Source organism: Glycomyces niveus (assembly GCF_017592475.1).
GTDB classification, from domain to species: domain Bacteria; phylum Actinomycetota; class Actinomycetes; order Mycobacteriales; family Micromonosporaceae; genus Glycomyces; species Glycomyces niveus.
Genome location: NZ_JAGFNP010000013.1, coordinates 25,318 through 45,664, shown reverse-complemented (window position 1 = coordinate 45,664; position 20,347 = coordinate 25,318). Strand labels below are relative to the sequence as shown.

16 protein-coding genes and 1 riboswitch are annotated in these 20,347 nt (G+C 71.7%); of the genes, 7 read left to right on the top strand and 9 right to left on the bottom strand.

Translation table 11 applies throughout. The annotated features are described in order from the left end of the window. The first annotated feature begins 227 nt into the window (after positions 1-227). The 5 genes from J5V16_RS20025 (at position 228) to J5V16_RS20005 (ending at position 6,152) form a co-directional block, all read left to right on the top strand. Complete coding sequence (locus J5V16_RS20025; RefSeq protein WP_208498756.1) at positions 228-1,118, top strand: HAD family hydrolase; 891 nt, start codon at positions 228-230, stop codon at positions 1,116-1,118. Positions 1,119-1,155: 37 nt separating this feature from the next. Next, positions 1,156-2,265, top strand: coding sequence for a hypothetical protein (locus tag J5V16_RS20020; RefSeq protein ID WP_208498755.1), 1,110 nt, complete (start codon positions 1,156-1,158; stop codon positions 2,263-2,265). A 95-nt stretch (positions 2,266-2,360) separates the two neighbouring features. Then, positions 2,361-3,158 carry a dihydropteroate synthase gene (gene folP / locus J5V16_RS20015; RefSeq protein WP_243901504.1) on the top strand — a complete coding sequence of 266 codons (798 nt, stop codon included), beginning with the start codon at positions 2,361-2,363 and terminating at the stop codon, positions 3,156-3,158. A gap of 154 nt (positions 3,159-3,312) precedes the next feature. Further along, positions 3,313-3,428, top strand: a riboswitch (SAM riboswitch). 14 nt (positions 3,429-3,442) lie between these two features. Beyond that, the gene (gene thrC, locus J5V16_RS20010) at positions 3,443-4,705 is read left to right on the top strand and encodes a threonine synthase (RefSeq protein WP_243901490.1); all 1,263 of its coding nucleotides are present in this window, start codon (positions 3,443-3,445) and stop codon (positions 4,703-4,705) included. A gap of 424 nt (positions 4,706-5,129) precedes the next feature. Then, complete coding sequence (locus J5V16_RS20005; RefSeq protein ID WP_208498752.1) at positions 5,130-6,152, top strand: GNAT family N-acetyltransferase; 1,023 nt, start codon at positions 5,130-5,132, stop codon at positions 6,150-6,152. Between the two features lies 1 nt (position 6,153). On the opposite strand, the gene J5V16_RS20000 is transcribed toward J5V16_RS20005, so the two are convergent. From J5V16_RS20000 to J5V16_RS19975, 6 genes are all read right to left on the bottom strand, one after another. Continuing rightward, complete coding sequence (locus tag J5V16_RS20000; protein WP_208498751.1) at positions 6,154-7,203, bottom strand: glycosyltransferase; 1,050 nt, start codon at positions 7,201-7,203, stop codon at positions 6,154-6,156. A 306-nt stretch (positions 7,204-7,509) separates the two neighbouring features. Continuing rightward, positions 7,510-9,807, bottom strand: coding sequence for an AAA family ATPase (locus tag J5V16_RS19995; protein ID WP_208498750.1), 2,298 nt, complete (start codon positions 9,805-9,807; stop codon positions 7,510-7,512). 69 nt (positions 9,808-9,876) lie between these two features. After that, positions 9,877-10,077 carry a hypothetical protein gene (locus J5V16_RS19990; protein WP_208498749.1) on the bottom strand — a complete coding sequence of 67 codons (201 nt, stop codon included), beginning with the start codon at positions 10,075-10,077 and terminating at the stop codon, positions 9,877-9,879. Positions 10,078-10,101: 24 nt separating this feature from the next. After that, positions 10,102-11,979, bottom strand: coding sequence for a right-handed parallel beta-helix repeat-containing protein (locus J5V16_RS19985; protein ID WP_208498748.1), 1,878 nt, complete (start codon positions 11,977-11,979; stop codon positions 10,102-10,104). Between the two features lie 378 nt (positions 11,980-12,357). After that, complete coding sequence (gene groL, locus J5V16_RS19980; protein WP_208498747.1) at positions 12,358-13,983, bottom strand: chaperonin GroEL; 1,626 nt, start codon at positions 13,981-13,983, stop codon at positions 12,358-12,360. A gap of 226 nt (positions 13,984-14,209) precedes the next feature. Next, positions 14,210-15,145 carry a hypothetical protein gene (locus J5V16_RS19975; RefSeq protein ID WP_208498746.1) on the bottom strand — a complete coding sequence of 312 codons (936 nt, stop codon included), beginning with the start codon at positions 15,143-15,145 and terminating at the stop codon, positions 14,210-14,212. A 181-nt stretch (positions 15,146-15,326) separates the two neighbouring features. On the opposite strand from J5V16_RS19975, the gene J5V16_RS19970 reads away from it, so the two are divergent. Beyond that, a complete protein-coding gene (locus J5V16_RS19970) occupies positions 15,327-16,895 on the top strand; it encodes a peptide MFS transporter (RefSeq protein ID WP_208498745.1) in 1,569 nt (522 codons plus the stop codon). Here the strand turns inward: J5V16_RS19970 and J5V16_RS19965 are convergent. Beyond that, positions 16,892-18,571 (bottom strand): metallophosphoesterase, encoded by a 1,680-nt coding sequence (locus tag J5V16_RS19965; RefSeq protein ID WP_208498744.1) that lies wholly within the window; start codon positions 18,569-18,571, stop codon positions 16,892-16,894. The two genes, J5V16_RS19970 and J5V16_RS19965, sit on opposite strands and share 4 nt — an antisense overlap. Before the next feature lie 86 nt (positions 18,572-18,657). Here J5V16_RS19965 and J5V16_RS19960 point away from each other — a divergent pair, with 86 nt between their 5' ends. Then, on the top strand, positions 18,658-19,131 hold the full coding sequence (locus J5V16_RS19960; protein ID WP_208498743.1) for a GNAT family N-acetyltransferase: 474 nt from the start codon (positions 18,658-18,660) through the stop codon (positions 19,129-19,131). Between the two features lie 145 nt (positions 19,132-19,276). Here J5V16_RS19960 and J5V16_RS19955 read toward each other — a convergent pair whose 3' ends face one another. Together J5V16_RS19955 and J5V16_RS19950 are read right to left on the bottom strand one after the other, a co-directional pair. After that, positions 19,277-19,744, bottom strand: coding sequence for a low temperature requirement protein A (locus tag J5V16_RS19955; protein WP_208498742.1), 468 nt, complete (start codon positions 19,742-19,744; stop codon positions 19,277-19,279). A gap of 151 nt (positions 19,745-19,895) precedes the next feature. Further along, a complete protein-coding gene (locus tag J5V16_RS19950) occupies positions 19,896-20,291 on the bottom strand; it encodes a VOC family protein (RefSeq protein ID WP_208498741.1) in 396 nt (131 codons plus the stop codon). Between the last annotated feature and the right edge of the window lie 56 nt (positions 20,292-20,347).

The window sequence follows — 20,347 nt, the reverse complement described above, 5'->3', positions numbered from 1 at the left end:
CACGAGGGGGTCGCGGCGCCGCTGTCACCCGAAAGGGGGCGCGGGCGGCGGCCGCCGGCGGGACCGGCGCGCTTCGCGCGGGGACCGGTCCGGCCAAACCGCTCACCGCGGCGCAGCGGTTCCCATCACACCGCAAGGCGCCCATATAACCAGGGCCACACTGGAAATTCACCGGGCTCGCGTCCTGGCGTTACAGGGCGTCTGCCTGAGGCTTGTAGGCTTTTAGCGTGTCTGAGATCGAGGCTTCCTCCAGCGCCTCCGCCACACCCCGTCCACGAACCGTTCGGGCCGGCGGTTCCTCGCCGACCCATGCCGTCGTCGTCGAGCCCGCCGCGCCGGGCGGCGACGAGCTCGCCCACCTCCCCACCGCCGCCTTCTTCGACGTCGACAACACCCTCATGCACGGCGCGTCCACGTACTGGCTCGCCCGCGCGCTCGCCAAGCACGGCGTGCTCTCCGGCCGCGACATCCTCAGCTTCGCGTGGAAGCAGGCCCGCTTCAAGTTCGGCGCCGAGAACCACGGCCACATCTCCTCGGTGAAGTCCTCCGCGCTCGAACTCGTCGCCGGCTTCCCCGTCGACGAGATGCGCAAGCTCTGCGAAGAGGTCGTCGACCGCGACATCTCCCCGCGCATCCTCGCGCCCGTGCGCCGCCTCGCCGAACGCCACCTCGAAGCCGCCCAGGAGGTCTGGCTCGTGACGGCCAGCCCGGTCGAACTCGCCGGGGTCCTCGCCTCGCGCCTCGGCCTCACCGGGGCGCTCGGCACCATCGCCGAGATCGAGGACGGCTGCTACACCGGCCGCCTCGTCGGCGACCTCATGCACGGCCCCGCGAAGGCCGACGGCATCGCCCAGCTCGCCCTCGAGCGCGGCCTCAACCTCGAGCAGTGCACCGCCTACTCGGACTCGGCGAACGACCTGCCGATGCTGCGCAAGGTCGGCCGCGCCATCGCCGTCAACCCGGACACGCGCCTCGCCCGGCAGGCCCGCCACTACGGCTGGCCCGTCCTCGACTACCGGCGCGGGCGCCGCGCCGCGAAGCTCGCGCTGCCGACCGCGGCCGCCGTCGGCGCCGGCGCGGGCCTGCTATACCTGTACAAGTCCCGCGAGCGGGACTAGCCGCGACCCCGACCGGGGCCGGTAGCAGAATGGGCGGATGACAGGGCGCATGGACGACGCGGCGCAGCGGCTCACCCTCGCGGGCGCGGCCGTGCTCGCCCTCGCCTGGCTCGCCTGGCCCTCCCCCGACCGGCCCGAAGCCGCCGAGATCCCCGCGGCCGTGCCGACCGTGTGGGAGACCTGGGACGCCGAGCCCGTCGACCTGCCCGGCCTCATCGACGGCCGGGCCTGGACGCCTCTCGCCGTCCTCGGGACCGACCGGGACGCGAGCGCGCTCCTGGGCACCGACGACGCCGGTGACCTGCTCTATGTGGAGCGGCCCGCCGACGGCGAAGCGGAGGTCGAGGTCGTCGCCGAGCCCGGCGGCGTCCCCGGCGTGGTCGCCGTGGCCGCCACCGAGGAGCGCATCGCCTGGCTCCAGTCCGTGCCCGACGCGCAAGGCAGGGTCGTCTCCGAGCTGTGGACCGCCGAACGGGACGCGGAGGGCCGGCCCGGCGAGGCCGCGCTGCTGACCGCCGACACCGGCGACGTGATCACCGCCGGCAGCGCCTTCGACCTCCAGTTCGCCGCCGAAGGCCTGCACTGGCTCGCCACCGCGCGCGGCGAAGCGCTCGTCACCGAGCACCGGTCGATCAGCGTCGACGGGGGCGAGGTCGAGGTCGTGGGCCACCGCGGCGCGTGGCAGGCCGCGGCGTGGCCGTGGCTCGCCAGCGCCGGCTCCGACTCGCTCGGCGGGGCGCAGCTCGTGCGCACCGACACCGGTGCGGGCGTGAAGGTGTTCTCCGGGTCGGACGAGCTGACGCTGTGCTCGGCGACGTGGTGCCGTTTGATCGTGAACGCCGAGGACGGGGCGCGGGTGGACCTCGTCCGTCCAGACGGGAGCGAGCGGGTGACCGTGGCGGAGGGGTTCACGTCGGCGGTGTCGCCGGACGTGGGGCTCGTCGACCGGTTCGAGCCGCTCGCGGAGTCCAAGGCGGCCACCGGGGACGGGACGACGGTGACGCTGTTCGACCTCCAGGGGGACGCCGAGTACCTGGTGGCGTCGAGCGCGGGCGAGACCGGCGCGGACGCGCGGTCGCTGTGGTGGTCGACGGGGACGGGTGAGCTGCTGGTCTGGCACGTGCTGGACCTCACGGACCTCGCTTAATGCGAGGCGATCGCGCACCGGGCCCGGGTAACGTCGACGCCGTGACCACACCGCCAGACCCCCGCGCACCACAGGAGCCGGCCCGGCCCGAGATCATGGGCGTCCTCAATGTCACGCCCGACTCGTTCTCCGACGGCGGGCGGTATCTCGACTTCGGCGACGCGGTCGCGCACGGGGAGCAGATGGCCGCCGAGGGCGCCGACATCATCGACGTGGGCGGCGAGTCGACGCGGCCGGGCGCGGACCGGGTGGACGCGGCGACGGAGATCGCGCGCGTGGTGGACGTGGTGGCGGCGCTGTCCGAACGGGGCCTTGCCGTCTCGATCGACACGACGCGGGCGGCGGTGGCCGCGGCGGCGGTCGAGGCCGGGGCGAGCGTGGTGAACGACGTGTCGGGCGGCCTGGCCGACCCGGACATGGCGCGGGTCGTGGCGGACACGGGCGTGCGGTGGGTGCTCATGCACTGGCGGGGGCATTCGGCGGACATGCAGCGGCTGCAGCACTACGAGAACGTGGTGGCGGATGTGAAGGCCGAGCTGGAGGACCGGGTCGAGGCGGCCCTGGACTCCGGTGTGGACCGCTCGCGGCTGATCCTGGACCCGGGGCTGGGGTTCGCGAAGTCGGCGGAGCACAACTGGCGGCTCTCGGCGCACCTGGACGAGTTCGTGGCGCTGGGGTACCCGGTGCTGTTCGGGTCGTCGCGGAAGTCGTACCTGGGGAAGCTCCTGGAGGACGAGAGCGGGAAGCCGCGTCCGGTGGGGCAGCGGGAGGCGGCGACGCTGGCGACCTCGCTGCTGGCGTTCGAGGCGGGCGCGTGGGGCGTGCGGGTGCACGACGTGGCGGGCACGGCGGACGCGCGGGCGGTGTGGCTCGCGACGCGCCGCGCGCGTTGAGCTCCTGACAGATCACGGACATCGCGCGGACGTGGCGCGAGGTTTCGGGCTGCCTTGACCTGGGGCGGCGCTGATCGGCGGGAGGGCGGGGCCATCTCGAAACTTGGAACACCGGTTGCGGGTGGGGCTTGCACACCCGTAGCATTCGCCTCGTACTTCATCCAGAGCAGCTGAGGGGTCCGGCCCTGCGACGCTGCGGCAACCACCGGTCCGCCCGCCTGGGCGGGCGGCAGGTGCCAATTCCGGCCCGCTGCGCGGGGAAGATGAGGGAGGAGCCTTCTCGTATGTCCAATGCGCTTTTCGCTGACAGCCCGGCCAAGGGCCTGGTCTGCCGCAACTGCAACGCCACCTATGACCTGGTCGCCCAGCACGCCTGTTGGCAGTGCTTCGGTCCGCTCGAGGTCGACTACGACCTCGCGGAGCTGGCGAAGGTCACGCGCGAGCAGATCGAGGCCGGTCCGCAGAACATCTGGCGGTACGCGCCGCTGCTGCCCGTCGGCGTCCACCCCGAGGACCGGGTGAGCCTGAACCCGGGCCTGACCCCGCTCATCGACGCGAAGCACCTGGCGAAGGCCCTGGGGATGCGCAAGCTCTGGGTGAAGGACGACTCGGCGAACCCCACCCACTCGTTCAAGGACCGCGTGGTGTCGACCGCGGTCTCGGCCGCGATCAAGCTCGGCTTCGACCGGTTCGCGTGCGCTTCGACGGGGAACCTGGCGAACTCGGTGGCCGCGCACGCGGCGCGGGCGGGCGTCCCGTCGATCGTGTTCATCCCGCACGACCTGGAGCCGGGGAAGATCGTGCAGTCGGCGATCTACGGCGGCACGCTGGTCGCGGTGCAGGGCTCGTACGACGACGTGAACCGGCTGTGCTCGGAGCTGACGGAGACGGACGACTTCGAGTCGACGGCGTTCGTGAACGTCAACATCCGCCCGTATTACGCCGAGGGTTCGAAGACGCTCGGGTACGAGGTGGCCGAGCAGCTGGGCTGGCGGCTGCCGGAGCAGGTCGTGGTGCCGATGGCGTCGGGCGAGCTGCTGACGAAGATCCACAAGGCGTTCGAGGAGTCGGCGGAGATCGGCCTGGTCGAGCCGGGCAAGGTGCGGGTGTTCGGCGCGCAGTCGGCCGGGTGCAGCCCGATCGCGGACGCGTTCGCCGAGGGCACCGATGTGATCACCCCGGTGAAGCCGACCGGTATCGCGAAGAGCCTGAACATCGGCGACCCGGCGGCGGGGCCTTACGCGATCGAGGCGTGCCGCTCGACGGGCGGCGGCATGGCGAAGGTGACCGACGACGAGATCCGTGAGGGCGTGCGGCTGCTCGCCTCGACGACCGGCGTGTTCGCTGAAACGGCCGGCGGCGTGGTCGTCGCTACGCTCCGTAAGCTTCTGGAGTCCGGACAGTTGGACCCGGAGGCCGAGACCGTCATTTACAACACCGGTGAGGGACTCAAAACCCTCGATGCGGTGTCGTCCCTGGTGGGACCCACGCACACCGTGAAGCCTTCGTTGAAGGCGGCGAAGGAAGCGGGACTCCTGGAGTCCTGAGTGGAGAGGGGAGTTAGGAAGAGTGGACTTGTAAAACGCTTTCCGAACTCCCGAAATTATCACTCAGTGTGACCGTTGTGAAGGGTTGTGTCGGGTACCCGACAGAAATTGATCGCTCGTCGGGTCTTGACCCTATTCACTGAATAAGTAAGAATTCTTCTTGCGGGAGGCCGCAGACGCCCTGTCGCCACTCACCCGGTTGACTGCGAGTCCTGGGGCTAGAACGTGTCGAGCAGCGCCAGCCGGTGTCAGGAACTGCGGTCTCCCGACCAATCCCCCCTAGTGCGCGCGACAGGTTTCGCCTGCGCCTGCGGCCCGTCTCCCGGTGGATGCTTACCCGGATCGCCTCTCCCCCAAACCTTTCCGTGCGAAATGCGCGCGCAATGCGCTTGCCTGTGTCGGTGGCCTCGGCCAGACTCGGGCCATGACGCATTTCGACATCGTGCCGGTCGACCCCGGCGATCAGCGGCAGGTCCGGTCCCGGCTCGCGGTCATGGCAGCGGTCGACGCGCACGACCACACCGGCACCCGCCCCCTCAACCCCGCGCGCGAACTCTCCCGGATCCTGGTGGGGCGCGCCGATGTGCGCGATGAGCGCTGGGTCGCCGTGTGCGACGACCGCGTCCTGGGCTTCCTCGACGTGAACCTCCCGCTGCTCGACAACACCCACGCCGCCTACTTCGACCTCGGCGTGCACCCCGACGAGCGGCGGCGCGGCGTCGGCTCGGCCCTGCTGCGCCACTTGGAGGAGCGCGCGGCCGAGGAGGGGCGCACCGCGTGCTCGACGTGGGTGCTGGAGCCCGGCGACGGCGCGACCGGCATCAGCGCGGTGGGCGGCGCGTTCGCGGTCGCCAAGGGCTACAAGCGGTCCCTGAGCTGCGCGATCCGCGCCGTCGACCTCGACACCGTCGACGAGGAGGCGCTGGACCGGCTCTGGGACGAGGCCGCGGCGAAGGCCGAGGGGTTCGAGTTCGTCCCGTTCGAGGGGCTGGCGCCGGAGCGGATCATCGACGGGATGGCGTATCTCCACGGGCGCATGTACACCGACATGCCGCTGGGCGAATGGGATCTGCAGGAGGCGGCCATCGACCGCGAGCGGCTGCGCGACTGGTCCGACATGCGCCGCCTGCGCGGCGAACTGCACCTCCAGGTCGCGGCCGTGCACCAGGAGAGCGGCGAGGTCGCCGGGTTCACCGAGATCGTCATCGAGGGCGGGGAGGAGACCCACTGCTCGCAGGGCGACACGATCGTGGACCCGCGCTTCCGCGGGCACCGGCTCGGCACGCTCCTCAAGATCGCGAACCAGCGGCTCGTCCGCGCGTGGCGGCCCCGGATGCGCTACGTGTGGACCGGGAACGCCGTCTCGAACGACCACATGATCGCGATCAACGAAGCGGTCGGCTACCGGTACGTGTGCGAGGAGGCCGTCTTCCAGAAGCAGCGGTAGCTCAGCGGATCAGCTTCTCGTGCATGCGGCGGCGCTCGGCGTGGAGCTTCGCGATCTTCTCGCGCAGCGCCGCGTCGCCGTCGCCGCTGCGCGACATGGCCTCGCGCAGGTCGTGGATCTCCTGTTCGACGTCGAGGCCGCGCCGGTTGAGCAGGTGCAGGGTCTCGTGCGGCTGCGGTTCGGGCGTGCGCCGCAGCAGCCGCAGGCCCTCGGCGGAGATGCCGAACTCGGCGAGGGCGTCGGCGTCCAGCGCGACCGCGTTCGGGTGGTCGGCCACTTTGGACATCCGCTCGGAGCCTTCGCGCTGCTGGTCGGAGAGGCCGGTGTGGGCGTAGAGCCACCACATGGTCTCGCCGTCGATGTGCCTGACGCTGACACCGGTGGGCACGAGCTTCTGGGCGAGGGTGGAGTGGTTGCGGCGGTAGACGCTGAGCGCCCGCGCGGCCGGCTCGAGGAGGCTCAGGCCGATCGAGGGGCTGTGGTGGTAGGTGCGGTGCCCGGCGGCCTCCGCCGGGACCCAGTTGCAGCCCAACGTGGGCGAGAGGATCGCGGGCGCGGATCGGCCTTCGGCGAGGTAGGCGGCGGCCGCTTCGTGGAGGCGGCCGACGAGGTCGCGGTGGACCGCGTCGTCGTCGTCCAGGCGCGTCGTCAGCGCCCAGCCCTTGCCGCGGGCGCGGGCCGCTTCGCGGGTCCAGGCCACGAGGTCGGGGACGAAGTCGCGTTTGAGCTCGGTCTCGGCCAGGTGGATCCACGGCCGCGAGGCGGCGAGCGCGTCGAGCCGCCGCCGCGCTTCGGGCGGCATGTCGCGGTCGATCGCGATGTACCACACGAAGTCGCGGTGTGACTGGGCGTCGAGCGAGGCGAGTGTGAGCTGCTCGAGCAGGAGCTGACGGTAGGCGAACCACTGCTCGTCGAACACGCCGATGCCGTGCCGGGTGGCGATGACGTGCAGCAGCTCCGAGGAGGCCGGGAGCGGGCCGTGGGCGTCGCGGGGCACGGCGGCGCGGAGCCTGCGGCGCAGCCTCGCGGGCAGCAGTCGCGTCAGTCGCATGGGGCTTCCCTCCCGGGCGGGGTGCGGCGGGCCGCGATGGCGCGCCACCGCGCAGGCTAGTGCGTTTCGGTAACGGCCGCACCAACATCGGGGGAACAGAGAGGGAAGCGGTGCGCCGCCGGCGCTGCCCTCCGGGCGCGCGCGGGACGCGGGTTGGAGCGCGGCGAGCTCGCCGGAGAACTCGAGCAGGATCGCGCGGATCTCCTCCAGCCGCCGCTCCAGCCCCGCCATACGGTCGCCCGGATCGGTGGGACCACGCGGCGACCGGGCCCAGTGGCGGGCCGTCCGCGTTCACCGATCGGGTGTTCAGCCCTCGCGGTTGCCCGCGTAGTTCTCGAGGTATTCGAGCTGCTCGGGGTCGAGGCTGGGACGGACGCGCTCCATCGCCTGCGCCACATGGGCAGCGGTGACGATGCTGGCGTCGAGGGACTCGCGCATCGCGGTGAGCGCGGCCTCGCGCACGAGCGCGGCGCAGTCCGCGGCCGAGTAGAGCCACAGCTCGTCGGCGACCTCGTCGAGGTTCACGTCGTCGGCGAACGGGACGTTCTTCGCGTTGGCGCGCAGGATGTCCGCGCGGCCCTGGGAATCCGGCGGCGGCACGTACACGAGCCGTTCGAGGCGGCCGGGGCGCAGCAGCGCCGGGTCGATCATGTCGGGCCGGTTCGTGGCGCCCACGACGACGACGTCGCGCAAGGACTCGGCGCCGTCGAGCTCGGTGAGCAGAGCGGCGACCACGCGGTCGGCGGTGCCGCCGTCGGTCCCGGCCCCGCGCACCGGCGCGAGGGCGTCGAGCTCGTCGAAGAACATCAAAGTGGGGCTGGCCTGGCGGGCGCGGCGGAACAGCTCGCGCACGTTCTTCTCCGACTCGCCCACCCACTTGTTCAGCAGCTCGGAGCCCTTGACACTCAAGACGTTCGCATGGCCCTCGCCCGCGACCGCCCGCACGATGTACGTCTTCCCGCACCCGGGAGGTCCATAGAGGAGGATGCCGCGCGGGGCCTCGATGCCCAGGCGCGTGAACGCGTCCGGGTAGGTCAGCGGCCACAGCACCGTCTCGGTGAGGGTCTGCTTCAGGTCCTCCATGCCGCCCACGTCGGCGAGGGTGAGCCCGCCGAGCTCCACCGAGTCGCCCGACATGCTCGTCGGCCGCACCGATTCGAGCGCGCCGTCGAAGTCCGCGACCTGCAGGGCGGTCGCGCCGCCGTCCTTGGCGCGCATGGCGGCCCGCACGCCCGCCTCGCGGACCATCACCGCGAGGTCGGAGGCGACGTAACCGGGCGCGCGGTGCGCCACCGACTCCAGCTTCACGTCCTCGGCGACCTTCATGCCGCGCGTGAAGTAGACGAGGAGGTCCCGGCGGGCGTCGGCGTCCGGCATCGGCACCACGACCTCGTGCTCGAGACGCGAGCGCAGCGCCGTGTCGACGTCCTCCACGCGCGCGGTCGTGCACACCACGGCGTGCTCGCCCGGCGCCTCCAGGACCTCGTCCACGAGCCGGGTGAACATGGTGCCCAACGAGGTCCGCTTCCCCGCGGGCGCGATCGCCTCGACGCCGCGCACCAGGAGCACGCCCGGGACGGCCAGGGCGGCGACGGCGGCGCGGAGCTGGTCGGCCGCCGCGTTCGCCTCGAGCGCGGCCAGATCATGACCGGAGACCTCGCTGACGCGCGCGCCCACGGCCGCCGCGACCGAGCGGACCACGGTGGCCTTGCCCGCGCCCGACGGGCCCGAGACGAGCACGCCCAGCGCCATGTCCGTGCCCACCACCTTCAGGACCTCGCGGTGGTTGAAACCGAGGTCGAGCAGCTCCCGCAGCTCCTCGGCGGGAATCTTCGCCCCGGCCAGCTCCTCATACGGGATCGGCGCGACACCCGGCTGCGCCTCGGCCCGCGGCGCCCGCACCGGGCCCGCGGCCTCGGCGCGCGGACGGACCGCGGCGACCTCACCGGCCGCGTACGAAGCGGGCATCGGGGCGCGGGCGCGGCCCAGGTTCGCGACCCGGCCGGACTCCAGCGGCAGCTCGACAGCGGCCGGCACCGCCGACTCCCACTCCACGCGCGTGTCCGAAGTGACCATCGCGCCATGGGCCGGACTGGCCTCGACCACGTTGAGCACCATCGTGGTCCAGCCGATCCCGAGCGTGTTGTTGAGGGTGCGGCGCGTCGCCGCGACGATCTCGCGCTGCGCGTCCCCCAACTCGATCGGCAGCAGCGACACGTCGTCGCCCTCGCCCACGACCTTCGACAGGAGCGCCAGCCGCAGCGTGTCAGGATCCACCACGGCCACCGCCGACGCCGGACCCGACAGCACCACCCGGTCCGCCGCCACGAGGTCGACCGGAGCGAGCCGCACCGGGTCGCCGTCGCGCGCACCGATGTTCCCCAGCGTCAGATCGTCGGCGTACAGCGCCCGCCGGGACGCGTACCGGTCGGCGGCCAGCGCGATCGCGGCCGTCGCGCGCCGCCCCGTCACCTCGACCGCGTCCCCCGGACGCAGGCCGAGCGCGGTCAGGGCCTCGGGGTGGAGGCGCACGATCCCGCGCCGGGCGTCGAGCCCGGCCTTCGCACGGGTCGCGGTCAGAGTGAGGGAGCCAGCGTCGGTCACACCGCCCAGCCTATTACGGGCTGGCCGCAAGCGGCGACACACGAAAGACGGGGCACCCTCCGCAGCGCCCTACTCCTCGGCCGGAGAGAGCTCCATGCGGTAGACCTGGCGGCCGTCCTCGAGCAGGATCGCGGCCGTCGCGCCCTGGTCGGCGAAGTCGCGCCACCGCTCGCCCAGCCACGACTCCGCGTCGCCCTGGCTGCCCAGGTCGCTGTCGGGGGTGTCGATCGCATTGCCGTCGGCGTCTTCGAGCTTCCAGGTCCAAGTCATGGAGCAAGGTTACGCGACCGAGCGTCACCAGTCGAAGCGGTCGTGCGACGGCGCCGTCACCGGCGTGCGCTCCACCGGGGGCCGCTCGGGCTCGCGGCGGCGCGGCCCGAACGCCAGCCCCAGCGCCACCAAAGTCCACAATGGAAGCAGGGCGAGCCAGCACCACGCCGGCGAGACCGGCACGAACGGCACCGTCCACACCGCCCGGTCGATCGCGTCGAGCACCGCCGTCGCCCCGATGAACCCCGTGAACAACCCGAACACCGGCATCCCGCACTGCCGCCACGACCGCCCCGCCAGGATCCACCCGAACCCCCACAGGCCGATCGCCAGCGCCTCGTAATCGGCCCGGCCCGACCAGACGGCGAGCACGAGCAGCAGCCCTCCCGCACCGGTCGCCAAGGCGGAGAACGTCATCCGGCCCGCCCGCGGCGGGTCGTCGGTGCGGGCGGCCGCCAGCCAGCCCGCGCCGGTGAGGAACAGCAGCCCGGCCGCGAACGCCACGGCGGCCTGGAACTCGAGCCGGTCGGTGAAGCGCGCCCCGAGCCAGTCGCAGCCGGCCGGGACGCCCGCGGCGGTGTCGCCGATGCCGCACTGCCACAGCTTCGCGGTGCGCAGCGGGTCGGCGAGGAGGCGGGAGGGCTCGGAGACGATGTCGCAGGCGGGCAGGGCGGTGGGGGCGGTGCGGAAGGCGTCCGGTTCGGAGAAGCAGTTCCCGGCGCCGACGCCGTCCCACCACAGGTCGAGGCGGTTGCGCTGGCGCTGGCCGTCGTCGCGGACGCCGAAGGTGTTGGCGGTGAAGCGGTTGCGGTCGCCGCCGTCGCCTTCGAGGCCGGGGGTGCCCCAGGTGGCGATGGCGGCGTACTGCTGGTTCCAGAGGCGGTTCTGGGTGACGTCGACGCCGACGCCGTCGGTGATGAGGATGCCGATGCCGGAGGGGTAGGTGCGGGCGGGGCAGATGCCGGCGGTCCAGTCGCGGTCGGCGAGGGGGCCGCAGGCGGGGGTGTCGAGGCGGTCGTAGTGGTCGGTGTTGTTGCCGTGCACGAGGTTCGCGGTGACGTCGACGTCGTGGCCGGTGGCGGCGAGGCCGGTGGTGTTGGCGTGGAGGCGGTTCTCGGCGAGGTCGAGGGTGTCGCCGCCGGTGGCGAGGAGGCCGACGAGGTTGCCGGTGGCTTCGCAGCCGGTGACGGCGCCGTCGACGGTGTCGAGGGCGATGCCGGCCAGGTCGGCGGCTTCGGCGCGGCAGCCGGTGAGGGCGATGGAGGTGGAGTCGGTGATGCGGAGGCCGTAGGCGCCGGTCTGGGTGGCGGCGACGCGGTCGAGGGTGGCGCCGGTGGTGCCGGTGAGGAGGAGGGCGGTGTCGCGGGCTTGGCCGAAGGCGATGCCGCTGAGGTGGAGGCCGTCGGCGGCGCGGGCTTCGAAGACGGTGTCGGCGTGGAATCCTGCGGTGAAGTGGACGTCGTCGGGGGTGTCGCCGAGGCCTTCGATCTGGAGTCCGGTGCGGCCGTCGACGGTGATGGTCTCGTCGGTTTCGTAGGTGCCGGGGAGGACGAGGATGCGGGCGTCGGGTGCGGCGGCGGCGATGGCGGCGGCGAGGTCGTGGTGGCCGCCGGCGAGGCAGTCTTCGTAGTGCTGCTCGTTCATGATGCGGTCGTTGTAGTTGACGCCTTCGTTGGCGGCGGCGAAGGTCTCGGGGTCGGCGGGGCAGACGAGGACGGCGGGGCCGGTGTCGCGGTGGGCGGGCGGCGCGAAGGCGGTGGTCGTGTCGTCGGTCGGGGGGTCGGGGGCGCGGCTCTCGGCGGTGATGCCGGCGAGGAACGCGGCGGCGCCCAGGCCGAGGAGGGCGACCGCGAGGAAGACGGCGGCCGCGAGGCGGTTCTCGCTGCGGGGCGCGGGGGGCACGGCCTCAGGGTAGCCCGGCCCGGACGGTCTGTGAAGGGCTGGAAGCTGCTGGGGCGCAGCCGGTTCGAGTGGCGTTCCGGCTCCGGGCAGTCCCCCGCCCTCCCAGGGGGGCGTCCCCTGCTCAAGTATTTCGCGGGGGTCCGACAGGAAACCCCGGTTCTTACCGTCGTAAGGAAATGTGTCACCCGAAAGAGTGCGCGGGGAGCGTGCAGACGCGGCATACCGCCCCTGGAGGGGGCGGTATGCCGCGCTCGCGCAGCGGACTACGCCGTCTGCACTGCAAGCCAGTACAGAGAAAGGGAGAACCACTCACGATACAGTGAGCGGTCCTCCCTCGCAGTACTCAGTCGGCCTGAGCGAGCAACCCTGCCGGGCTGCTTACATCATGCCGCCCATGCCGCCCATGTCGGGCGCGCCGCCGGCGGACTCCTTCTCCGGGGCGTCGGCGACGACGGCCTCGGTGGTCAGGAACAGCGCGGCGATCGACGCGGCGTTCTGCAGCGCCGAGCGGGTGACCTTGGTCGGGTCGGGGATGCCCGCGGCGAGCATGTCCACGTACTCGCCGGTCGCGGCGTTCAGGCCGTGGCCGGTGGGCAGGTTGCGGACCTTCTCCACCACGACGCCGCCCTCGAGGCCGGCGTTCTCGGCGATGGCGCGCAGCGGCGCGCCGAGCGAGCGGCGCACGATCTCGACACCGGTCGCCTCGTCGCCCTCGGCCTCGATCTTGTCGAACGCGATCGCGCCGGCCTGGGCCAGCGCGGTGCCGCCGCCGGCGAGGATGCCCTCTTCGACCGCGGCCTTGGCGTTGCGCACGGCGTCTTCGACGCGGTGCTTGCGCTCCTTGAGCTCGACCTCGGTGGCCGCGCCGACCTTGATGACGGCGACGCCGCCGGCGAGGCGCGCGAGGCGCTCCTGCAGCTTCTCGCGGTCGTAGTCGGAGTCGGAGTTGTCGATCTCGGCGCGGATCTGGTTGATCCGGCCCTGGATCGCCTCTTCCTCGCCGCCGCCGTCGACGATGATGGTGTCGTCCTTGGTGATGACGACCTTGCGGGCCTGGCCCAGGAGGGACAGGTCGGTGTTCTCGAGCTTGAGGCCGATCTCCTCGGAGATGACCTGGCCGCCGGTGAGGATGGCGATGTCGCCGAGCATGGCCTTGCGGCGGTCGCCGAAGCCGGGGGCCTTGACGGCGGCCGACTTGAAGATGCCGCGGATCTTGTTCACGACGAGGGTCGGGAGGGCTTCGCCGTCCACGTCCTCGGCGATGATCAGGAGCGGCTTGCCGGTCTGGGTGACCTTCTCCAGGGTCGGGAGCAGGTCCTTGACCGCGGAGATCTTCTGGTTGGCGACGAGGATGTACGGGTCCTCGAGCACGGCCTCCATGCGGTCCTGGTCGGTCACGAAGTAACCGGACAGGTAGCCCTTGTCGAAGCGCATGCCCTCGGTGAGCTCGAGGTCGAGGCCGAAGGTGTTCGACTCCTCGACGGTGATGACGCCTTCCTTGCCGACCTTCTCCATCGCCTCGGCGATGATGGCGCCGACGGTGACGTCGCCGGCGGAGATCGAAGCGGTGGAGGCGATCTGCTCCTCGGTCTCTACCTCGGTGGAGGTGGACTGGAGGTGCTCGACGACGGCGGCGACGGCCTTCTCGATGCCCTTCTTGATGGCGATCGGGTTGGCGCCGGCGGCGACCGCGCGGAGGCCTTCCTTGACGAGGGCCTGGGCGAGCACGGTGGCGGTGGTGGTGCCGTCACCGGCGACGTCGTCGGTCTTCTTGGCGACTTCCTTGACCAGTTCGGCGCCGATGCGCTCGTACGGGTCTTCGAGCTCGATCTCCTTGGCGACGGAGACACCGTCGTTGGTGATCGTCGGCGCGCCCCACTTCTTGTCGAGCACCACGTTGCGGCCCTTCGGGCCGAGGGTCACCTTGACGGCTTCGGCGAGGGTGTTCATGCCTCGCTCGAGCCCGCGGCGAGCCTCCTCGTCGAATGCGATCATCTTCGCCATGGTCGATGGCTTCCTTTCGGATAACGTTCGTGGTCGACGGTGAGGCGGCATTCCCGCGACGGTGAACCTCTGGAGGCTCGACCACCTCATCGCGTTTAGCACTCGCCAGTCGCGAGTGCCAGCTCCAGGTATAGCACTCTCGCCTTGAGAGTGCCAATCCGGGGCGCGAAACAAGTGGTGAAGACCAAGAAGGCCCGGGCTCGAGCCCGGGCCTCGGCATTGCGGTCTACTCGTTCGGCATGGGATGGCCGGGTTCGCCGGGTTCGGCCGGGTCGATGGCGACGCCCGCGGCCTCGGCGGAGAGGGAGGTGGCGGAGACCGATTCGGTGCGGCCGCGCAGCCAGGCGTAGGAGCACAGGGACGCGGCGACGATCCAGATCATCGGCACGAGCAGCAGCAGGGCCATGAACGCCTCGGTGAGGACGGTGAGGACGGTGGCGAGCCACGGCGCGAAGACACCGTGCCAGAGTCCGGCCAGGAGGACGCCGACGAGGGCGATGACGAGGTTCGCGGCGATGGCGACGAGCACGACGATGATGATGCGGCCCAGGGCGGGCCAGAACGCCGAGTGCGTGAGCTGGATGGAGCGGGCGTAGGGGCTGCGGCGGGCTTCGAAGACGGCGGCGGGGGCCATGAGACTGAGCGCGAAGATCGCCCACAGGCCGGGCAGGACGCAGAGGACGAGGCCGACGGCGACGGTGAGCCAGGCGAGCAGGAGCCAGAGGAAGAACGTGCCGCCGCGTTTGAAGCCGAAGGAGAAGGCCTCGCCGAGGGCGAGGAAGCCGCCCGCGGCCTCGGCGGCGGCGGTGCGCACGGCGGCGAGCGCGGCGGAGCCGGCGACGTAGAGGGCGGCGAGGGAGAGGAGCGCGCCGATGACGCCGACGGCGACGCTGGGGCTGTACTCGCTGACGACGGTGCCCCATTCGGTGCGGGTCATGTCGAGGTCGGGGGTGCGCACGGTGTTGTTGTAGGCGCCGACGATCCAGCGCGGGAGGACGACGCCGATGAGGAGGATGAGGCCGACGGTGCGCCAGGAGCGCTGGACGACGTCCATGGAGGCGTGCCACCAGCGTTCGAAGGTGTCGGTGACGAGGGGGTCGCCGCCGGAGAAGCGGCCGGAGGGCTCGTCCTGCCCGGAGTTCCAGTATGGATCGTCACTCATAGGGCGGATCGTAGACCAGCGATCAGTGCATATCAGACAAACGGTCGCAACGCATCCGTTCGGGGATGACACGTTGGCGCGTTCGGCCGCCCGGCCCGGCGGGAGCCACTACGGTACGCAGGTATCGGCGCACGTCGCGCCGGGCTTGCAGATCACGCAGTCGAGCATCTTGGGAGCGCCGATGTCCCACCGCGAAACGCGTCCCGTCGGCCGCGATCGCCAGTTCTTCGGCCATCCCCGCGGCCTGGCCGTCCTCTTCGGGACCGAGATGTGGGAGCGGTTCAGCTTCTACGGCCTGCAGGGCATCCTGCTCACCTTCCTCGTCGCCGACACGGCGCAGAACGGCCTCGGGCTCCCGGACACGGTCGCGGTCCCGATCGCCTCGCTGTACTCGGGGCTGGTGTACCTGACGGCGCTGCCCGGCGGGTGGCTGGCGGACCGGATCCTGGGGCCGAGGCGCGCCGTCCTCATCGGCGGCATCATCATCATGGCCGGCCACCTCTCGATGGCGATCCCGATCAAGAACCCGGCGATGGTGTTCTTCGGGCTGTTCCTCGTCGTCGCCGGCTCGGGGCTGTTGAAGCCGAACATCTCGGTGATGGTCGGCAAGCTCTACGACGACGACACCGACGCCCGCCGCGACGCGGGCTTCTCGGTGTTCTACATGGGCATCAACCTCGGCGCGTTCCTCGGCATCCTCATCACCCCGTACCTGGCCGGGGACGACCGCTGGCATCTCGGCTTCGGCGCGGCCGCGGTCGGCATGGCGTTCGGCCTGCTCTGGTACGTGCGCGGCTGGCCGCGCCTGACGCACGCCGGGATCGGCCCGGCGCGTCCGCTGAGCGAAGTTGAGAAGCAGCAGACCCGGAAGATCCTCGTCATCTCGCTCGCGATCGCGGCGGTGGCGATCGCGATCTGGGCGTGGACGGGGACGCTCACGCTCGCCACCGTCCCCACCGTGGTGACGGGACTGTCGATCGCGGCCGCCGTCTGGTACTTCGTGTACATCTTCGGCGAGGCCAAGGGCATCACGCCCGCCGAGAAGGCGGGCCTGCGCGCCTATGTGGGGCTGTTCATCGCCTCGGTCGTGTTCTGGATGCTGTACCTCCAGATGGGCTCGGTGCTCACGGCGTTCGCGTCGAACTCGGTGGACCTCGACTCGTGGGGCTTCCACCTGCCCGCGGGCGGGGTGCAGAACTTCAACTCGATCTTCATCCTGGTGTTCTCGCCGATCTTCGGCGTCGTCTGGCTCAAGCTCGGCACCCGGTTCGGGACGGCGTACAAGTTCGCGATCGGCGTGTTCCTCGTGGGCTTCTCGTACGTGTTCCTCGGCTGGCTGCAGACCCGCGCCGACGACGGCGCCCTCGTCGCGCTCGGCTGGATGGCCTGGGTGTACCTGCTGCTCACGTTCGGCGAGCTGTGCGTCTCGCCCGTGGGCTTGAGCGTGACGACGCAGCTGGCGCCGCCGAACCTCAAGGGGCAGATGATGGGCGTGTGGTTCCTGGGCCCGGCCGTGGGCACACCGCTGGGCGGGCAGGCGTTCGCGTTCCTGGTGCCGCGGGTGGGCGAGGCCGCGTTCTTCTACATCCTCGCCGGGATCGCGATCCTCACCTCGGTGGTCCTGGCCGTGTTCAGCCCGGCGCTGCACCGGCTCATGGGCCGCGGCGGGCACGGCCCGGACGCGACCCTGGAGGCGCCGCCGGAACCCGAGTTCGGCAGGGGCTCGACCGGCGGGGACGGTCGGGGCTAGTCGCCGCGGAACCACTCGTTCGCCTGGGCGACCAGACGGCGCACGGGGTTCTGCGGGGGCAGCTCCTCGCGGCGCGGCCCGGGGTGGAGGGCCGCGAAGCCGGGCTCGATGAGGCGCGGCTTGAGCGGGTCGACCGGTTTGACGAACGAGGCCCTCGGCCCCCCTCCGGGGTCGGCGACCCAGCGGCGGCCGACCCGGTCGAGGCCGATCGGGTAGACGGTGGCGCCGTCGGCGGCGACCCTGATGCGCAGGAAGCACTTCTGGTCGATCACGTTGAGCCCGGCGAAGAGCTCGTTCGCGTTGACGCCCGCGCGGTTCGCCACGACGAGGTAGAGCCCCACGAGCCAGGTGCCGACGAGCCCGGCGACCGGCAGGTACGCCAGGTACGTCCACAGGTTCACGTCGTGGAGCATGGTGATGGCCTGCGCCCCGCTCCACCACAGCGCGACCTGCGCGAGACCGTGCAGGCCGCCGAGCATGTAATGGCGTGACGTGCGGGAGCCCTGGCCGGGGTGCGCGAAGCCGACCCCGGCGGCCAGGAGCACGACGGTGACCGCCACGAACGTGCCTGTGCCCTCCAGAATGGACACTGTGGCGATGATGCCGACCGCGGCCATGAGCGCCACGAAGCCGCGGTTGAGCCACGGCAGGCGCGCGAAGATCCCGAACGCGTACCCCATCGACTTCGCCTTCGACGGGTACTCCTTCGTGAGCCGGTAGTCCCGTTCGCGCGCATCGGGTTCGGGCACCGACTTGCGCGGCGCCGTCAGCTCCTCCGGCAGCGTGTGCGTCGGCGAGAGGTATGCGCCGCCGCCCCCCGCGGTGACGAGATGGCGCGAGCCGTCCACTTCCTGGTAGTGGGCGTAGTGGTGCCGGTCGCCGGTGACGACGAGCGGCACGCGCGCGCCCCGCGCGGCGACCACGTCACGGATGAAGTGGTCGATCCGGTCGAACGAGCGCGGGTCGTCCTCGGTCCACAGCCACGACGGCTGCGGCACGCACAGGATCACCTGGTCACCCTCGCGCATTCGCTCGGCCGCGTGCCGGAAGTACTCGATCTGGGTCTGGTCCAGGTGGGTGTCGAACTGGGCGTCGACCGCGAACAGCCACCAGCGGTGCGGCAGCTCGAGCGCGAAGTAGGACCGCTTCTGCGCGGTCTTGTACCCGCCCACCGAGCGGCCCTCGGTGAACTGCCGGGCAAACGCGGTCAGGCCGTCGAACCAGTCGTGGTTGCCCGGGATCGCGTACAGCGACACCGGATGCGCCGGGTTCGCCGCCTCGTACGGGCCCTTCATGCGCTGCTCGTACTCGAGCCAGTCCCCCGCCGGGTACACCTCGTCGCCGCCCATGATGAGCACCGAGCCGCGCGGCAGCACCTCCCCGCCGACCTCGATCTGGTCCTGGGCCATGAGGTACGCGATCGAGTAGGTGGCGTTGAAGCCGTCGCCGATGTCGGCGACGTAGTCGATCCACAGCTCGTCCCGGTCGGCGTGGTTGTACACGCCCTGCGGGCGGCCGCCGATGATCTCGCGCTTGTCCACATAGCCGCCGAAGACGCGCGCGAGCCCGAACCGCATGCTCGTGTCCAGGAGCGTGCGCGGCGACAGCCAGCGCACCGGCCCCTGCGGCCGGAAGCGGAGCTGTTCGGGACTGAGGTCCTTGGGGCGGTGGGACATAGACCACATCATGGCACGTTCTGCGCGCCGAGGGAACCCGCGAAACGGGCTGGGCGGCGGGGCCTTCGCGCCCGTATGCTCCCGGCATGACCAATGCACGCCACGCCGAAATCGACGACGTCCCCGAGATCGTCCGCCTCCGCGAGGTCATGCTCTCGCACTGGATCGACATGTCCGACGAGAGCTGGAAGCCCGCCACCGTCGAGGTCCTGCGGCGGCGCATGAGCGAGGACAAGCCGACGATCGGCATCACCGTGATCGACGCGCCGGAGGGCGAGGGCCTGGCCGCGTGCGCGGTGGGGACGATCAGCGAGCGGCTGCCGGGCCCGTTCAACCCGAGCGGCCGCTACGGGTGGATCTTCAACGTCGTCACCGATCCGCAGTGGCGCAAGCGCGGGTTCAGCCGGGTGTGCACGACGGCACTCCTGGCCTGGTTCGAGGACCAGAACGTGCAGGTCCTGGAACTGCTGGCGTCGGATCAGGGCCAAGGGCTCTACGAGGAACTGGGGTTCACGGTGTCGCCGGAACCGGCGATGCGGTTCAACTCGTACCGTCGTTGACGCTCAAGTGAGGCGGCCGGAGCCGGCCCGAGGGTGCGAGTGGTCAGGAGCGGCGCGAGTCTCGCGACGAGGACGGGCACGTGCGGTGCGGCGGCGATGCGCGAGCACGGCCGGGGCGATGCGGCTCGGCCGCTGATCGGCACGGTCATCGCTGATCGTCGACGTCCATCGCGGGCAGGCGGAACCAGCCTGCCGCGGCGAGCGCGAGGAGCAGGAGCGCCGCGAACGCGAGCGCCGCGAGGACCAGGGCGGGCAGGGCGAATGCGATGAGGGCGAGCACGGCCAGGCAGGCGAGGGCGATGATCCGCGAGGCGACGATCCGACCGGTCGTGGCGCGTTCGGCGACGAGATCGCCGACGAGTGCGATCGCGGGACCGCCGAGGACCGTGCCGATGGTGACGGCGTCGGCGGTGTCCCAGGGGTCGGCGAGCACGAGCGCGGCGCCGAGTGCCGCGACGACCGCGCCGGCCGCCGTGAGGACGAGTGCCGGGCGCGGCGTCTCGGCGGCGTGTTCCCCGCGCCCGCGGCGGAGGTCGCGTGAGAGCCGCCAGAGGACGGCGATGGTCGCGATGCCGAGCGCCGCCGCGGCGACGCTCCCGGCCGTGATGCTCACCGCCTGATCGTAGCGGTGGGCGAACGGTTCGCGGGCTCGATCGGAGGGCCGCTCGCGCCGCGCCGGCATCGGGTCGGGCCGCAGGCTTTGCGCCCCTACGTCTCGGCGGTCGTGAACCGGGGATCACCGCAGTTCGCTGCCGCCCAGCGGTTCAGCGGTAGAGGCAGAAGGGGTGGCCGACCGGGTCGAAGAGGACGCGCACGTCGTCCTGCGGTTGGTGTTCGGCGAGTGCGGCGCCCTGCGCCACGGCGTGGTCGGCGGCGGCGTCGAGGTCGTCGACTTGAATGTCGAGGTGCTGCGTGGCGTGCGGGGCGTCGGGTTCGGCGGGCCAGACCGGGCGGTGCCAGTGGCGTTCGTACTCGAAGCCCAGGATGAGGCCGTCGGCGGTGCGGATCTGCGCCCAGCCCGCTTCGGACGGTTCGTGGGGTCGCGGTGGTTCGCTGGCGGTGACGGGGAGGCTGAGGAGGCGAGCGTAGAACTCGGCGAGGGCGCGCGGGTCAGGTGCGGTCACGGTGATCGCGTTCAATGCGAGTCGCGGGGAGGCCATGGGACCGAGGGTATCGGCGCGCGGCGGCGGGCGTCGGCGTTTCGGGAATGCGCACG

Bases quoted from the DNA above. Each gene is read 5' to 3' on its own strand.
- J5V16_RS19975 (WP_208498746.1), bottom strand. From the start codon at position 15,145: ATGAGTGACGATCCATACTGGAACTCCGGGCAGGACGAGCCCTCCGGC.
- J5V16_RS20000 (WP_208498751.1), bottom strand. From the start codon at position 7,203: ATGCGACTGACGCGACTGCTGCCCGCGAGGCTGCGCCGCAGGCTCCGC.
- J5V16_RS19960 (WP_208498743.1), top strand. From the start codon at position 18,658: ATGACCAATGCACGCCACGCCGAAATCGACGACGTCCCCGAGATCGTC.
- J5V16_RS19965 (WP_208498744.1), bottom strand. From the start codon at position 18,571: ATGTCCCACCGCCCCAAGGACCTCAGTCCCGAACAGCTCCGCTTCCGG.
- J5V16_RS20020 (WP_208498755.1), top strand. From the start codon at position 1,156: ATGACAGGGCGCATGGACGACGCGGCGCAGCGGCTCACCCTCGCGGGC.
- J5V16_RS19990 (WP_208498749.1), bottom strand. From the start codon at position 10,077: ATGACTTGGACCTGGAAGCTCGAAGACGCCGACGGCAATGCGATCGAC.
- groL (WP_208498747.1), bottom strand. From the start codon at position 13,983: ATGGCGAAGATGATCGCATTCGACGAGGAGGCTCGCCGCGGGCTCGAG.
- thrC (WP_243901490.1), top strand. From the start codon at position 3,443: ATGTCCAATGCGCTTTTCGCTGACAGCCCGGCCAAGGGCCTGGTCTGC.
- J5V16_RS19970 (WP_208498745.1), top strand. From the start codon at position 15,327: ATGTCCCACCGCGAAACGCGTCCCGTCGGCCGCGATCGCCAGTTCTTC.
- folP (WP_243901504.1), top strand. From the start codon at position 2,361: ATGGGCGTCCTCAATGTCACGCCCGACTCGTTCTCCGACGGCGGGCGG.
- J5V16_RS19950 (WP_208498741.1), bottom strand. From the start codon at position 20,291: ATGGCCTCCCCGCGACTCGCATTGAACGCGATCACCGTGACCGCACCT.
- J5V16_RS20005 (WP_208498752.1), top strand. From the start codon at position 5,130: ATGACGCATTTCGACATCGTGCCGGTCGACCCCGGCGATCAGCGGCAG.